Source organism: Salinibacter sp. (assembly GCF_042218895.1).
Taxonomy (GTDB): domain Bacteria; phylum Bacteroidota; class Rhodothermia; order Rhodothermales; family Salinibacteraceae; genus Salinibacter.
The window spans coordinates 1-12718 of the sequence record NZ_JBDGQQ010000040.1 but is presented as its reverse complement, the minus strand read 5'-3'; the positions used below and the strand labels follow the sequence as shown (position 1 = coordinate 12718).

10 protein-coding genes are annotated in these 12718 nt (G+C 64.5%); 5 read left to right on the top strand and 5 right to left on the bottom strand.

The genetic code is table 11. The features are described from left to right. Nucleotides 1–478: 478 nt before the first annotated feature. Nucleotides 479–1045, top strand: a complete 567-nt coding sequence (locus ABEL04_RS04395; protein WP_375801170.1) for an outer membrane beta-barrel protein — start codon at nucleotides 479–481, stop codon at nucleotides 1043–1045. A gap of 407 nt (nucleotides 1046–1452) precedes the next feature. Here ABEL04_RS04395 and ABEL04_RS04390 read toward each other — a convergent pair whose 3' ends face one another. From ABEL04_RS04390 to ABEL04_RS04375, 4 genes are all read right to left on the bottom strand, one after another. After that, on the bottom strand, nucleotides 1453–2907 hold the full coding sequence (locus ABEL04_RS04390) for a rhodanese-like domain-containing protein (protein ID WP_375801169.1): 1455 nt from the start codon (nucleotides 2905–2907) through the stop codon (nucleotides 1453–1455). Between the two features lie 267 nt (nucleotides 2908–3174). Further along, nucleotides 3175–3369, bottom strand: coding sequence for a YbhB/YbcL family Raf kinase inhibitor-like protein (locus tag ABEL04_RS04385; protein WP_375801171.1), 195 nt, complete (start codon nucleotides 3367–3369; stop codon nucleotides 3175–3177). 115 nt (nucleotides 3370–3484) lie between these two features. Next, entirely contained in the window at nucleotides 3485–4420 is a 936-nt protein-coding gene (locus ABEL04_RS04380) for a universal stress protein (protein ID WP_375801168.1), read from the bottom strand. Between the two features lie 742 nt (nucleotides 4421–5162). After that, nucleotides 5163–5429, bottom strand: coding sequence for a hypothetical protein (locus ABEL04_RS04375; protein WP_375801167.1), 267 nt, complete (start codon nucleotides 5427–5429; stop codon nucleotides 5163–5165). 431 nt (nucleotides 5430–5860) lie between these two features. On the opposite strand from ABEL04_RS04375, the gene ABEL04_RS04370 reads away from it, so the two are divergent. The 4 genes from ABEL04_RS04370 to ABEL04_RS04355 all read left to right on the top strand — a co-directional run bounded on the left by ABEL04_RS04370 (nucleotide 5861) and on the right by ABEL04_RS04355 (nucleotide 12083). Then, entirely contained in the window at nucleotides 5861–6511 is a 651-nt protein-coding gene (locus tag ABEL04_RS04370; RefSeq protein ID WP_375801166.1) for a porin family protein, read from the top strand. Between the two features lie 312 nt (nucleotides 6512–6823). After that, complete coding sequence (smc, locus tag ABEL04_RS04365) at nucleotides 6824–10378, top strand: chromosome segregation protein SMC (RefSeq protein WP_375801165.1); 3555 nt, start codon at nucleotides 6824–6826, stop codon at nucleotides 10376–10378. A gap of 66 nt (nucleotides 10379–10444) precedes the next feature. Further along, nucleotides 10445–11560 carry a mechanosensitive ion channel family protein gene (locus ABEL04_RS04360; RefSeq protein WP_375801164.1) on the top strand — a complete coding sequence of 372 codons (1116 nt, stop codon included), beginning with the start codon at nucleotides 10445–10447 and terminating at the stop codon, nucleotides 11558–11560. Between the two features lie 118 nt (nucleotides 11561–11678). Next, complete coding sequence (locus ABEL04_RS04355; RefSeq protein ID WP_375801163.1) at nucleotides 11679–12083, top strand: AbrB/MazE/SpoVT family DNA-binding domain-containing protein; 405 nt, start codon at nucleotides 11679–11681, stop codon at nucleotides 12081–12083. A 384-nt stretch (nucleotides 12084–12467) separates the two neighbouring features. On the opposite strand, the gene ABEL04_RS04350 is transcribed toward ABEL04_RS04355, so the two are convergent. Next, nucleotides 12468–12718 (bottom strand): RtcB family protein (locus ABEL04_RS04350; RefSeq protein WP_375801162.1); only part of this gene is annotated, 251 nt, incomplete at its 5' end.

Sequence of the window (12718 nt, the reverse complement as noted above, 5' to 3'; positions counted from 1 at the left end):
TTATGCGTGTTGGAGGAAGCGAAAGAGTTTTGAGCGCTAAAAGTGCAATCTCATCTCGTAATGAAGGATGATCTCATCTCGACGATACCAAATCTAGGCGCCCAAAAAAATGAATTTTCTGTACCGCCCGTTGGGCAAAATTTGCAGATCTCTTTACTAATTACTAAAGTCTGATCGTGTCCACTCCGCGCAGTTCCTTTCGCACTCAAAGGTGGTGCACAGAGTTCAGACTTTTCCGCCCTGGCCCTCGTCCAGTTGTCCCCGTCAGTGACGGGCATCGTCCCAAGAAGAAGCATTCGTTCTCGGCGGTCCGTGGCGGGGCATTTCTCCGTACGTACGCTTCAGCCTCTGAGTACTCTCCACGAGACGAGGGCCGCCCGGTGGATGCTAGGACAACCCTAGCCAAAACCGCTGCATGAGCGGTCTCAGGGGTCCTCGTACTCGCTCGTTCCCCTCCGAAAAAACTAGCACGCCTGCTATGACCCTCGCGAAACGCCTTACCGTAGCCGTCGCTGGACTCCTTCTCACCTTCGGCTTGGTTCTACCGCCCGGCGCCCACGCCCAGATGGAAGATGAGGGGTCAGAGGCGACAATCAAAATTGGCCCTCGAATCGGTCTTCCGGTCGGAGATCTTTCAGACGCTGGGACTCTGTTCTTTGGCGCTGAAGGACGAGCCGATCTGGGAGATTTGCCGGTCGTGGCAAACGCCTCCTTCGACTACTATCTGACGGATATTGAAAACACTACGTATTTCGCAGTCGATTTGAATGCCCTCTATGAGTTCGGGATCGAAAACCAGTCCTTCGTGCCGTACGCAGGAGGAGGCCTCGGAATTACGCGGGTTTCTTTCGAGACTCAGGGCGTAGATATCCCCGGTGGAGGGACGGTCGGGGGAACGTCGAGTAGCGAGACCGAAATTGGTCTCAATCTCGTCGGGGGCGCCCGGTTTCCGGTCGGATCAATAGAGCCGTTTGCCCAGCTGAACATTACGCTGGGAGACACTCAACGAGTAGGCATCACAGGGGGACTTCTCTTTGGGTTCTAATCGCGTCGCATTACCCTTAGCAATTGCGCCCGCCGCCCCGAGCGCCCTCGGGACGGCGGGCTTTTTTTGCTTCCCAGCGGACCCTGCGAGGGGGAACCAATCATTGGCAACGAGTAGGGTACTCGTTTTTACGACCGGGCGGGTAGGCGCCCTCCGACCAAGTGCCGTAGTCGCAGTCAGAGAGGGCCCGCTTCACAGGTGCAGTGCAGAGTTCTGACAGGCGAACGGGGCCGCGAAGACGAGTGTGGCCGCCACTCCTAGGTGGGGCCGGACGCCCCCCGAGCGCGCCCGGAACGAGTTCCACGAAGGCCCTCCAGATTATTGCCCCGGCGGCCAGCCCGAGCCCCATCGGCCGAAACGGCGCAGACACGAGCACGAACCGGGCCGACGATCGGCGCGGCCCCGAGCTACGCCGCGATCGTGTCCGCGTGTGCCGCTGCGTGGTTGTCGAAGTGATCGTTGATGTGGGCGACCTCGCGGCCCGTTCGGCGAAGGTAGGCCGCGGCCACGGCGGCGCGGGCTCCGCTCTGACAGTGCACGAGCAGGGTCGTGTCGGTCGGCAGGTCTGCCTCGTACTCTGGCAGGCGCGTGTAGGAGGCATTCAAGGCCCCCTCCACGTGGCCCTCCTCGTACTCCGAGCGGTAGCGCACGTCGAGCACCTCCGTGTCGTCCTGCTGTCGTAACGCACCGGCGTCGTCGAAGCTGATCTCGTCGATCGTCCCGCGTTCTCCCCCTTCACGGAAATAGCGTCGTAGGGTCTCGATCTCGGCGAAGCCCTCAATGGCGTCGTATCCGATGCGCACGAGGTCCCGAACGGCCTCTTCGACATCCTCCTCGTCAATAATCAGGGTGATCGGTGTCGCCGCGTCCTCGACCAGCGAGCCGACGACCGTGTTGAAGGTGTTGTTCATCGGGGCGTAGAGCGCGCCCGGCACATGGCGGTCCAAGAACGCCGACCGGTCCCGGCGCGTGTCGATGAGAAGGGACTCCTCATCCCGAGCGACATCCTTGAGCTGCTGAACGGTGAGCTCATCCGGAGCGGGCAACTCGCCCAGCACGGGCGGCCCCGTCCGGTTGGCCCGCTTCATCCGGGCGAAATACATCTGCGGTTCCGGCTGGCCGGAGAGGATGGCGTCGATGAACGTGTCCTCGCCCTCGCGGGCCGCCCCGATCATCGGGTTGAACTGCTTCTCGTACCCGACCGTCGACTGGGGCACCGCGCCGAGGGCCTTTCCGCAGGCCGAGCCGGCCCCGTGCCCCGGCCACACCTGCAGGTGGTTGGGCAGCTCCAGAAACCGCTGTGCGGACCGGTAGAGCGCTCGGGCGGCCGGGGTCTGGGCCCCCTCCACTCCTGCGGCCGACTCCAGCAGATCGGGCCGCCCGAGGTCGCCGGCGAACACAAAGTCGCCGGTCGCGATGCCCATCGGCTCGTCGGCCCCCCCGCCTCGATCGGTCACGAGAAAGGACAGGTGCTCGGGCGTGTGGCCTGGGGTGTGAAGCGTCTCGATTTCAACATTCCCGACCCGAAAGAGGTCGCCCTCGCGGAGCCACTCGACGTCGTAGTCGCCATTCTGTGTTTCCGACTGCCGGGCCCACTCGTACTTCCAGTCCTCCGGGCCTTCGTCGGAGAGGTAGAGCGTCACGTCGACGTGTTCGGCGAACTCGCGGGCGCCAGAGAGGAAATCGGCGTGGATGTGGGTTTCGGCGACGGCGACAATTTCGATGCCCTCCGCCTGAGCACGAGCAAGATACCGGTCGATGTCGCGCTCGGGGTCGAGGAGGAGGGCCTCGCCGGTTTGCTGGCACCCAATCAGGTACGCATACTGTGAGAGCTTCTCGTCGTACATCTGTCGGAAGAGCATGACGGTAGGGAGTTGGTGGAAATGATGCCGAGACGATCTGCCGAAGCAACAGGTAACTGGAGTATAACAATTATTTTTTCGGTCCGCCAACGGTCCGCTCGGCCCCCGGCACCCGCCCGTGTGGGCCGGTTTCGACGAGGGGCCCGGGGCTGGGGACGGACGCAGCGCACGGGCGGGGCATGAGGACGCACACCCCGCTCCGTCTGGAACCAGCCCTCCTGTGCCCGCAGCCGGACAGGCTGCGATGCCGCTCGGGGACACCGCCGATTAGCGCTCATATGTCCCGATGAACTCGGTTTCGTCGAGGTCCAGCACACTGTCGAGCGCGTAGAGCCGAAAGAAATAGCGGTGCGGACCGTCCCCGGCCGGGGGGCATGGGCCGCCGTACCCGACATCTCCGACGTCATTCGTTCCTTCCTTCGGAACGGGGGCGTGACCGGAAAAATGCGTCCCGACGTCCACGTCGCGGAATCGCCTGGGATTTTCGGTGCCCAAAACCGTGCGAATCAAAACTATTCGGTAACCAGGACGCTTGGTTTGCGTTGCGCGGTTGGTGCGCGGCGTCTGCACTCCGCTGCTACTCCTCGGTCGTGCCTGTATCCGCGCTGGGGGTGGGGAGCAAAAACTTCTGATCCGGCTTCAGCGCGAAGACGGGCGCGGGAGACTGCCGAATTACACGCTCCGCCACGCTGCCGACCAGGACTCGCTCGAGGCCGGTCCGACCCTGAGTCGCGATGACGACAAGGTCGGTCTCGTTCTCCTCCATGTGGTCGAGGATCGCGGTAGGGGGATGCCCGACCGTTGCACCCACGCTCGCGTGCTCGTACCCTACATCCTCCCGGACCAGATCGTCTAGACTTTTCTCGACACGACCCAGAATATCCTTGGCGGGGAAGTTCGACGGCTCCAACCCATAATTGGACGGGTACACCATCTCCTCCACAACGTGAAGAAGGTCGAGCTCTGCCCCGTAGGTCGATGCAATCTCCGCGGCGTGCCGGAGGGCCGTCTCGGACGCCTCGGAGAAGTCAACGGGCACAAGAATGCGCTGTGCGGTGTGCGCTGAGGGCATGTCCGCCCCGGTCTGCACGGTGAGCAGGGGGCAGGGGGCCCTCCGGAGGACCTCCTCGGTCACGCTGCCGAACAGCATCCGGTTGACCCCGCGGCGCCCGTGGGTCCCCATTACGACGAGGTCGATGCCTTCGTCTCCGACGTAGTCGATGATCCGCTCCGGGGGCGACTCCGACTCCACCTGTTTCTGGGTGATCGACATGGTCGCAAGATCAGGGCAGTTCTCCTCACGGGCAGAGGTCGCAAACCAATCCGCGAGTGTGTCGAGAGAGACCGGGAACGACGCCGTCGTTTCACTCCCGTCGTGCCGGCGAGGATTGGTCACGTTCAGAACATGAAGGCCCGCATCGTGCCGGTCTGCGAGGTGGACGGCCTGCGGAAAGGCCCGCCGGGCTCCTTCGGAAAGGTCGGTCGTGAAGAGAATCCGTTGAATGGTAAGCACGGAAACTGGAGTCGATGGAATCAGAGGCAAACGTCGAAGGTGGGAGGCGGTACCGCCCCGGAACGGGCTTTGGCGTCTCCGGGACGGACTCGCGGCACAACCTCGTGCGGGCCCGTAGAGCCCCCATGCAGAAGCAACCGGCTTTTCACCATACAGGCAAAAAATCGGTGTCTCTTCACGGCAACGGTCCTGCTTCGGGGTACGTGAGGGGGAAAGGCCCCACGTGGAGAATGTCCCCACAGGTCGAGGCGAGGAGAGCACACGTCGGGCCAGCGTTGCCCTGTCGGCGGACGCAGCAGGTTCTCCGACGAAGAGGACGCCGAATGATGCGGAAGGGCCGGATATCTTGGACACCTCGGGGGAGAGATGGATCCGCTGTGTTTTGGAGCGGCCCCAATGGCGTAAAGTTCACTCCGGAGCTATTGCCACCTGCTCTCTCGATCCGTCTGGACGGTCGTGGTACCGAAAAAGTGGGCTCTACCATCCATTTGGGGTGGCCATTTTGGCTTGACCCAAAATGGGCGAAAAGGTCAAGGCTGCGAAGAAAACGGCTGACAGGGCTCCGGACTCCACTGAAATCATCGAAACTCACTCGCACTGCTCGTTCGGACAGTGATGATTTCGGTCGTTGCGTCCTCCGCCCCGTCCGAGACACCGTTTTCTTCGAGGCCGTGGGTTTTTCAGTCAGGAGAGTTTGCCAGACCTCAGGTCGAATGCTCAACTTTACACTGTTGGGGGCGGCCTAAAAAGTGTGGTTGGCGAGGGAGAGGCCCCGGACCCGACGGTTGCCTCGCCGCGACGGAGTATGGCCGTTCCTTCGAGGGGGCTCCGCCGTCGAGGATGCGGGTGAGGTTCGGGGGGCGAGCGCGGCCAGGATGGGCCGCTCGGCCTGAAAGCGCTGAACCTCTTCCCGGTCAAGCACGCCGTGCAGCAGCTTGACGGCCACGGTCTGCCCGGGCTGCTCGTCTACCCACTCCTCCAGGGTGTGATCGTCCCGCTCGTCCCTCAACTTGTGGCGGGCAGCCCGCCGCAGCTCATGGTTGGACCTCCGACCAGAGCCGTTCGGCGGGCGTCACGCCACTGTGCGCCCGTGGGGCCGGGCTGAGCCGGGGCCTCCAGCGCAAAACTCCTTGTTTTCTCAAGAACGGGGAGATCATCCAGAAGAACATCTTACGCCGGCGGAATGCGACCAGAGGATTCGGGACGAGCAGCTGTCTCTCGGCCTTCTGGTGTCCCAAGCGGGGTACAGTTCAGGGCAAAATGCCCCTGGTGATCGTGGCTCCTCTCCCTCGGTGCGCTTGACCGGTCACTTCTGCGCCCTTCCCGATTGGGAGCACGAGTTCTCACGCGAGAAGGGTCTGGCCTTCGTCGCTCAGGATCCGTCGGTCCGGCTCTCCGTTGGCAGGGGCAGATTTGCCCAACTCATCCTGCCAACCTGCCATGCGTCACTGCGCCAGTGTTCTGCTCCTAGGGGGCCTCCTCGTCATGATCCCTATGCCAGCTCAGGGTCAGAGTGGGCTTCAGTACGGCCTTACCCTCGGCGTGAACCGGGCGACACTAGAGTCTCCGGCCGCTCTTGGATCCCGCTGGTCGTTCGTCGGAGGGGGCGTCGTCCGGACGCCCTCGTACGGGCCGCTCGCGCTTCAGTCCGAACTCCTCTTGAGCCAAGAGGGCGCAGAGGTGGGCGCGGATGATGGGGGCGCCATTGAGTACGGAGCCGGATACCTCGAGCTGCCCCTGCTGGTCCACCTGACGGCGCCCCCCGTACAATCAGTCAGTGCCTACGGGGAGGCCGGAGGCTTCGGGGCCGTCAAGCTCTTCGAGCGCCAGACGCCCGGTACCGGCAACCTCAACATTCCGATCCCGAGCGACGCGACCTTCTTCGACCGGTTCAACGCAGGGATCGTGTTGGGGATCGGGGCCACCATTTCGATTGGAGAGCGAAAATTCAATCTCGCTGTGCGCCGTAAGTGGGGGCTCGTGGACGTGACGCAGAACGTGGAGAACCAACCCTTCTCGGACCTCGGGGCTGAATTTCCAACTCGTGGGCGGACCCGAACGTGGTCGGCGTTCCTTCGCCTCGGGCTGTAGAATCGGGCTCTGGGCGGATTCAATAACAGAAGTCTCACGCCCCCGGAGTTAAAACCCTGTCGAGACGGCCGTGAACGGGGATTTCTAGCGGGGTCACCTCGCTTGCAAAACAGCACTCCACCCGTTTACTTAAACCAATCTCTAGCCCTGCGGTCGATCCAGCCCACAGATTTGACCCCAGACGCGGAACGCGTTCTGTCAGGGGGAGGGGCACGCTGCGTCCCCCGCGGTCGAGTGGTGGTGACTTCTGCACACTCCGCACCGTGCCCCTGACGATGCTGTACTTCTGCTTTTGGTGACCACGCATCGTACATGTACCTCAGCAAACTTGAACTACAGGGCTTCAAGAGCTTTGCCGACTCGACCACACTCACGTTCGATCCCGGCGTCACGACCATCGTAGGGCCCAATGGATGCGGCAAATCGAACATTGTCGATGCCATCCGCTGGGTCCTCGGGGAGCAGCGGCCCACAGTGCTTCGGTCCGAAAAGATGGAGAATCTCATCTTCAACGGGACCTCGAGCCGGCGGCCGCTCGGCATGGCCGAGGTGGAGCTCACCATCGAAAACACCGACGGGGTATTGCCGACGGAGTACACCGAGGTCACCATCGGCCGTCGCCTCTTCCGCGACGGGACCTCCGAGTACCTGATGAACGGAACCCAGTGCCGCCTGAAGGACATCACCGACCTGTTCATGGACACCGGGATGGCGGCCGACGCCTACTCGGTCATCGAACTGAAAATGGTCGATGAGCTCGTGTCCGGGTCCACCGAGGACCGCCGTCGCATGCTTGAGGAGGCGGCCGGCATCACGCGGTACAAGATGCGCCGACGCCAGGCCCTCCGGAAGCTCGATAGCACGCAGTCCGATTTGGACCGGGTCCGAGATCTGACCGATGAGGTGGAGACTCAGGTCGAGCGGCTCGGGCGGCAGGCCGAAAAGGCCCGGCGGCACCAACAGGCCGAGGACAAGCTGCGGCGTCTGGAGGTGCTGCTCGCTCAGGTCGAATACGACCGGCTCGCGGACCGACGGACGGAGCTTCAGGACCGTGAGAACGCGCACGCCGACCGGGCTGAGGCCCTGGCAACCGACGAGCAGGACGCGGAGACGCGCCTGAAGGAACTGCGCGAGAAGCTCCGGGCGCGCGAGGCGACCCTCCAGGACCGGCGTGAGGCGCTACAGGAGCACCGGACCCGTGTACGGGAGCTCGAGGCCGAACAGCGGCTGCAGCGCGAACGCCTGACGCGGGCCCGCGAGGACCGGGACGAGGCCCAGCAGGCCCAGCAGGAGGATCGCGAGCGGCGCCGCGCCCTACTCGAACAGAGGCAGCGCCTCGAACAGGCCCTGAAACAGGCACGTCCCGCGCTCGACGTGGCCGAGACGGCCCTGGAAACGGCCCGGACCGAGCGCAACGAAGCCAAGACGACCGCGGACGAGCTCCGCGAGCAGGTCCAGCAGCTCCGGCAGAAAGCCGAGGCGGCCGCGGAGGAGCATGCGCAGCGCCGCCGGACCCTCGATCAGCTCACGAACCGCCGGGAACTCTTGACGGACGAGCGGGAGCGGGCCCGGCAGCAGCTTGAGGACCTCGAAGAAACAATCCGCACGCTCGACGACCGGGCTGAGACGGCCCGCGCCGAGCGTGACACCGCCGCGGCGGATCTCCAGGACGCCCAGTCTGCGCTCGACGAAGCCCAGGCCGAGCACCAGAAGCGCGAGGAAGCCCTAGTGGAGGCCAGGGAGCGTCTCCAGGAACTGGAACGCCAACTCGACGCCGCCGACGCGGAGGTTGAGCTCCTCGAAGACCTCGTTGGGAGCTACGACGAATTCTCGGAGGCCGTTCAGTTCTTGGCCACGGCGGACGAACCGCCTGGCGAGTTGCGCACCGTGGTCGACGTCCTCAGCTGCGACGACGACGTGCGCCTGGCGCTCGACGCGGCCCTGGGCGACCTCGCCTCCTGCGTCGTCGTGCCGACGGCCGACCAGGCGCGGGCCGCCGTCGCTCGTCTGCGGGCGGCCGAAAACGGGCGGGCCTCGTTCCTCGTGCTCAACCGCCTGCCCGACGCGGTCCCGACTCACTCGGCACCCGACCACGCCGTGCCCCTCCGCGAGGTCGTCCGCACCACCAAGCCCGACTACGAGCCCTTGGCCGACGTGCTGCTGCACGACTGCTACCTCGTCGATACGCTCGACAGGGCCGAGGCGGTCGCCGAGGCGGCCGAGGGAGCGCCCCGCATCTTCGCCCGCACCGGGGAGTGGGTCGACGCCCGAGGGATGCTCCACGGCGGAGGCCCGCAGGACAGCAGCTCGCCGGCCGCCCGCCGAATCGGCCGTCGCGAGCAACTGGACCGGGCGCGCGAGCAACGGGCCGAGCTGCGGGCGGCCTGCGACGAGCAGGAGGCAGCCGTCGAAGACGCCCGGGCCGAGCTTGAAGCCATCGATCGGGCCGCCCACGAAACCGCCGTCGACGAGGCCGAGACAGCGCTCGCTGAGGCCAAGCAACGCCTGGAGCGGGTCCGACACGAGCGCAAGACGGCCACGGAGCGGCGCGCCAAACTTCGGGAACGCATCGACGACATTGAGGCAGACCTTGCCGACCACGAGGAGCAAATCGACCAGCTTCGGCGGCGCGTCGAGGCCGCCGAGGAAGAGACGAAGGCCCTGCGCCAGAAGCGGGTCAACGCCGAGGAATCCCTCAAGGGAGCCGAGCGCCGCGAGCGAGCGGCCGTCGACGCTTTCGGGGCGGCCCAGGTCGAAGCCGTTGAGGCCCGGAATCGGGTCGAAAGCCTCGAGCAAGACCTCGAGCGCACCCGCCAGCAAATCGCGGACATCGACCGCCGCGCTGAGAGACGGGCGCAGAAGATCGACGATCTCGAGTCCACCATCGAGGAGGCCCTCGACACGCAGACTGAGCTCGACGAGAAGATTGCGTCGATTCGCGGCGAGCGTGAGACGCACGACCGGTCCGTTGAAGACGCCGAAGAGGCGGTCCAGGACGTCAAAGAGGAGATCGACGCGGCCGAATCGCACCTCCGCACCCTCCGGCGGAAGCGCGAGAAGGCCCTTGAGCAAGAGAACGATGCTGCCGTGGAGCGCGCGGAGGTAGAGACTCGCATCCAAGACCTTCTGGAAAGCATTGAGGCGGACTTCGACCGCGACCTCGCGGAGAATCCCATTTCAGTACCGGAGGGGTTTGACGAGTCTGAGGCGCAGTCCGAGGTGAAGAGCCTGCGGGGCACAATCAACGCGCTCGGAGACGTCAATCCCCTCGCGCTAGAGGAATACGAGGAAGAGAAGGAGCGGCTGGAGTTTTTGAGGGAGCAGAGGGCGGACCTGGAGGAGGCCGAAGAGACGCTCCTCGACACGATCGCGGAAATCAATACGAAGGCGTCGGAACGCTTCCTCGACACCTTCACGGAGATTCGCGAGAGCTTCGATGACATTTTTGCCGAGCTCTTCGGGGGCGACGCGTCGGCCGAGCTGCGGCTCGAAGACCCAGACGAGCCCATTGATTCGGCCATCGAGATCGTCGCCAAGCCGCGGGGCAAGCGCCCGGTCACGCTCGACCAACTCTCCAGCGGCGAAAAGGCCCTCACGGCCACGGCGCTCCTCTTTGCCATCTACCTCGTGAAGCCCAGCCCCTTCTGCGTGCTCGATGAGGTCGATGCGCCCCTCGACGACGCCAACGTGGAGCGGTTTATGAACCTTGTGCGCCGCTTCGAGGACGACACGCAGTTCATTCTTGTGACCCACAGCCAGCGCACGATGGACCTCTCGGACCGCATGTACGGCGTGACAATGGAGGAGCAGGGGGTCTCAAAGCTCGTGGGCGTCGAGTTCGACGAGGCCCTGGAGGTAGCGGAGTAGGCACCGGTCCCGGGGCGGCGCGCAGAGAAGGGATCGTGCGATTCGTGCACTAACCGAGGCATGTTCATGGACAAGGTCTCCAGCGACTCGCTACTCGCGTTTGGCAACTCGGGGATTGGGGCCGTGCTTGTTCTCCTCGGGGCCGCCGTCCTCGGAGGGCTCGTCTACGCCGGCGTCCTCTGGCTCCTCCGGGTGCTCACGCGCGGAAACGAGTGGAGACTGCCCCTCCGTGGGGCGCTCCTGCGCCGGATTCGCGGGCCCCTTCGCCTGCTCGTCCCGGTCCTGTGCGTCTACGCCGCGCTGCCCGCCGTTCGCGACGCCCTGTCGGACACGGTCTTTCCTTTTCTCACGGGCGGGCTCCACATCGTTTTCGTCGTCGCGGCGACCTGGACCTTCCTGGCGCTCCTCCACGCCGGCGAAGAGGCCATTAGCGAGTACTACACGACGGACGAGCCGGACAATTTGAAGGCGCGCAAGATCGTCACACAGGTGCGCATCCTGCGGCGCATCGTGGCCACCGTCGTGGTCGTCCTGGCGCTCGGGATTGTGTTGATGCAATACGAGCCGTTCCGCGAGCTGGGCACTGGCCTCCTCGCCTCCGCCGGCATCGTTGGCATCGTCGTCGGCATCGCCGCCCAGCGCACCCTCGGCAATGTGGTCGCAGGCATTCAGATTGCACTCACCCAACCGATCCGGGTGGACGATGTCGTCATCGTGGAGGGCGACTTTGGCTGGGTCGAGGAGATTACGCTCACCTACGTCGTCGTGCGCGTGTGGGACCGGCGGCGCATTGTCCTCCCCATCACCCACTTCGTCGAAAACCCATTCCAAAACTGGACGCGCACCTCGTCGGACCTCATCGGCACGGTCTTCCTCTACGTCGACTACACGGTGCCGGTTGACGACCTTCGCGAGGAGCTGCACCGCATCGTGGAGGCCTCCGAGCACTGGGACGGCGACGTGGCGGGCCTGCAGGTGACGGATGCCTCGGAACGGACGATTACGTTGCGGGCCATCGCGAGCGCCACGGACGCGCCGACGCTCTGGAACCTGCGCTGCGAGATCCGGGAGCAGCTCGTGGCGTACGTGCGCGAGCACTACCCCGAGGCCCTGCCGACGCTCCGAACCCGGGTGGAGGCGCCAGGGGACGGGGGCACTCCGATCGGGGCGGACGGGGGGTAAGACTGCGTGTGGGCGTTTGGGCGTGGGAGCGTGGGGGAATGGGAGAGAGGGCGAATGGGGGAGGGCTGAGAACGTGGGAGTCTAAACTCGCAGTCCACGAATTCACTCGGTACGGACCATGCGGCAGAAAGTGGAAAAGTGGGGAAACAGCCTGGGCGTTCGCATTCCGCGTCCGCTCGCTGATCGGGTCCAGATTCGTGAAGGGTCGGTCGTGGAGGTCGAAGTCGAGGATGGTGTAATTACCATCCAGGCCGTCTCGCCGGAGGAGTATGCGCTCGACGAACTCGTTGCGGGCATTACGGACGAGAATCGGCACGGCGAGGCGGACATAGACGAACCGATGGGCAGGGAGGTGGGGCAATGCCCAACGTTCCCGATCGCGGGAAATACTGCCTCCTCCGGTACCGCTCGCGTTCCGGGAAGCCTCCCTGGCGCGGTGCTGGGGGGCACCACGGTCCCCACGCGCCCACTTCCCCATTCCCCCAATAGTATGAAGTTGTTTGCTCTGAGGAGCCTCCCCTGACTGGGTGTAAGAGATCCCCCGATAGCCGACCCCCGGCCTTCAGAAAATGGCCGCCCGGAGGCCCCCGATCGCGGAACGACCGAAATTTATCATGCCCGCGCCCTGAGCGAAGCGAGGAAGTAGTCCTGGGCTGAGCCCGACGAACGGAGGGCGAGTTCGATAAATTTCAGTGGAGCGAGAGCGGGCCTCAGGCCATTTTCTGCCAGCCGAGCCCTTTTCGTCCATTTTGGGGCCGCCAAAATGGACATCCGTCGGTGTGAAGGTCCCCAACACAGGGGGCTGCTTCGTGGGCATGGCGAAGCAGAAGGCAATCTACCGGTATGCAGATCGGCAGAGGTTCTTTACGAAGACAACTTCACACCATTGCCCATTCCCCCTTTCCCTTTACCCCTTGATGACGCCGAGGGGCCGGAGTTGCGCCACCTTCTTGGAGAGGCCCGCGCCCTCCACGGCCTCCACCACGTCGGCCACGTCTTTGTAGGCCTCTGAGATCTCCTCCCGGACCGTCCGGCGGCTCTCGCCGCGCACGATGATGCCCTCGTTGGCCAGCTCGGCAGTGACGTTGCGGTTGCCGGAGACTTTGCGGGCCTGGCGGCGGCTCATCTGGCGCCCGGCGCCGTGGCACGTGCTGCCGA